Source organism: Vibrio sp. V10_P2A27P122, assembly GCF_963874335.1.
Classification (GTDB): Bacteria; Pseudomonadota; Gammaproteobacteria; order Enterobacterales; family Vibrionaceae; genus Vibrio; species Vibrio anguillarum.
The window spans coordinates 1-2,810 of record NZ_CAWNHY010000184.1 but is presented as its reverse complement, the minus strand read 5'-3'; the positions used below and the strand labels follow the sequence as shown (position 1 = coordinate 2,810).

At 44.6% G+C, this 2,810-nt stretch carries 3 protein-coding genes; 1 reads left to right on the top strand and 2 read right to left on the bottom strand.

The genetic code is table 11. The annotated features are described in order from the left end of the window. On the top strand, window positions 1-765 hold a 765-nt coding region (locus tag AACQ17_RS08220; RefSeq protein WP_141201449.1), incomplete at its 5' end, for an HD-GYP domain-containing protein. A 41-nt stretch (window positions 766-806) separates the two neighbouring features. Here the strand turns inward: AACQ17_RS08220 and AACQ17_RS08215 are convergent. Both AACQ17_RS08215 and AACQ17_RS08210 read right to left on the bottom strand, forming a co-directional pair. Continuing rightward, window positions 807-2,510, bottom strand: a complete 1,704-nt coding sequence (locus AACQ17_RS08215) for an FAD-dependent oxidoreductase (protein ID WP_094147897.1) — start codon at window positions 2,508-2,510, stop codon at window positions 807-809. A 52-nt stretch (window positions 2,511-2,562) separates the two neighbouring features. After that, window positions 2,563-2,748, bottom strand: coding sequence for a YgaP family membrane protein (locus AACQ17_RS08210; protein WP_017042380.1), 186 nt, complete (start codon window positions 2,746-2,748; stop codon window positions 2,563-2,565). Window positions 2,749-2,810: the final 62 nt, after the last annotated feature.

The following is a 2,810-nucleotide window of genomic DNA, read 5'->3' as shown; positions in this document are numbered from 1 at the left end:
AGTCGTAACAAGACGTTTAAAGATATACTAGGTATGGTTACTGCGATCATTCAATATCGAACGGGACACCCAGCCGATCACGCAGAGCGTATTGCCAACCAAGCGAAGGTAGTAGCGCAGCGGTTAAAACTACCTGAAAGCCAAGTCAGTCATGTCTATTTGTGTGGTTTGATGCACCAAATAGGATTAATCGGTGCGAAAGATAAAGAACTTGAAAAGTTGATTGTTGATCCAGAAACCTCAATTCCTCAGAGTCCTAACGCCAATTCTGTATTAGGCGCCGAGATTTTAGGCCGAATTAAGCGCTTTGAACCACTAGTTGAGATCATTCGCCACCAAGATGAGTTGTATGACGGTACTGGTAAGCCAGGCCATTTACATGGTGAAGAAATACCTTTGTGTTCACGTATTATTAAAGTGGTTAAAGATTATGACTACTATATTGCATCACCAAATAATCCACGTCGTATGCATACCAAAAGTGCGCAGAGTTATATAAAAGAGCAGGCTGGAACCTTGTATGACCCCACTGTCGTGGATGCTTTTTTAATGGTAGTAACTTCGTTAAAACACTTGGAGGATGGCCTAGAATTGTGCATTGGTTTGAGTGAAGTGAAACCGGGTATGAAAATTAAGCGTGATTTGTACTTACCCAATGGAAACTTAATGTTGACCGCTGGCAATCAAATTAACTCAGCTTTGTTGGCGAAATTAAAAGAGCTTGAAGAACAGACTAATATGCCAATCGCGGTTTACATCGGTTAATTTAAAAAGAGTGCCGCATCAGCAGCACTCAATTGAATCTTTTATTGTTTTGCAAACAGATAAGTACGGAACCCACCAATCAAGTTACGTGCTTTAAAGCCATTATTGGCCAGTTGGCGGTAGGCTACATTACCGCGCAACCCGACTTGGCAATAAATGATGATCTCTTTGTCTTTGGGCAGTTCATCCATACGTTGACGAAGTTGGTCAACCGGAATATTGATGTCGCCTTTGAGATGATTACCATTTTCACGTTCACTTGGATTACGTACATCCAAAATAATATGCGTGTCATTTAGCGAATCGATTTGATCAAAATGAATGGCTTTTGCATCGCCTTTCATTATATTTGTCGCGACAAAAGCTGCTTGGTTAATCACATCTTTCGCGCTGCCGTATGGTGGCGCGTAAGTCAGCTCTAAGTGTTGTAGTTGTTCTACTGTCATACCTGCACGTTGAGCGACAGCCATCACGTCGATACGCTTGTCGATGCCATCTTTACCCACCGCTTGTGCCCCGAAGATTTTGCCTGATTTTGGATCGAACAGCATTTTGAACGACACCACTTCAGCGCCCGGATAGTAGCTCGCATGGCTGGCTGTGTGAACGTACACTTTTTCGTAATCAACGCCGTCACGTTTTAGTTGCTTCTCATTTTTGCCTGTGGATGCCACGGCTAAGTCGAATATTTTACAGATTGCGGTTCCTTGTGTTCCTTGATAGGTTTCGTTACGACCAAGCATGTTATCAGCTGCCATGCGACCTTGGCGATTGGCAGGACCTGCGAGTGGAACCAGCGTTTGTTTGCCTGTAACAAAATCCTTTTCTTCGATCGCATCGCCGACGGCGTAAATCGCTGGATCGCTGGTCTGCATCTGTTCGTTCACCCAAATGCCACCAAGTTCACCGAGTTGTAAGCCCGCTTCAGCAGCCAGTTTGGTTTCTGGACGCACACCAATCGCCATAATCAGGATGTCAGTGGTGAGTATTTCACCATTGCTGAGCACAAGATCCAGTTCACCTTCGATGTGTTTGTGCTCCAGAGTTTCACCCGATTCTGTGCTAGGTAACGTCGCCGCTGGTTTATATTCGACCGATTTTAAGGCAACACCTAAACGTAAATCGATGCCTTTAGCGCGAATCTCCGCATGAGCAAAGCCCGCCATTTCACTATCGACAGGTGTCATTACCTGATCAGCCATTTCGATCAGCGTGGTTTTGATACCGAGGTGATGGAACGCTTCCATCATTTCCAAACCGATAAAACCACCGCCGACGACAGTTGCATGCTCAGGTTTATTCATTTGCAGCGTCTGGATGATTTTATCCATATCTGGAATGTTGCGCAGCGAATGGGTCAGTGGGTTTTGAATCCCAGGAATCGACGGGACAATAGGACCCGCTCCAGGGGAAAGCAGCAAAAAATCATAACTTTCTTGGTACTCTGACTGATCCAGCAGATTGCGTACAGTGATGGTTTTCGCTGCACGATTAATGCGCAGCACTTCATTCATAGTGCGCACATCTACATTAAAACGCGCTAAAAAGCTTTCCGGTGTTTGTAGCAGCAAATTGCTGCGCTCTTTGATGTCACCGCCGATGTGATATGGCAAGCCACAGTTAGCAAATGAAACGAAGGGGCCCCGCTCAAACATAATGATTTCAGCTTCTTCGCTGAGTCGACGAGCACGAGCCGCTGCGGATGCACCACCCGCGACACCACCAATAATCACAATCTTAGTCATAAATTACTCCAGTAAAATTAAACAAAAGCGGCATGGTAAGGTAAGTAAATCCTCAGTGCAGGCCAAGCTTTTTCAAGAAAAAGGCCGCTGGACAAATCCCTGTGAAAGCGCTTTGAATTAAGTTCACTCCAACAAATACCGTTAGCCAAATAAAGTTTGAATGGACAAACACAGTTAAAACGATCGACAGCAGTACCATGCTGCCCGCCAATATTCTTACCCCATTTTCAATCGTCATGTTGTTACCCTCCGTTGTAAATTAAAGTCACTATAAATTTATTGATTAGCAATGTCTAATGT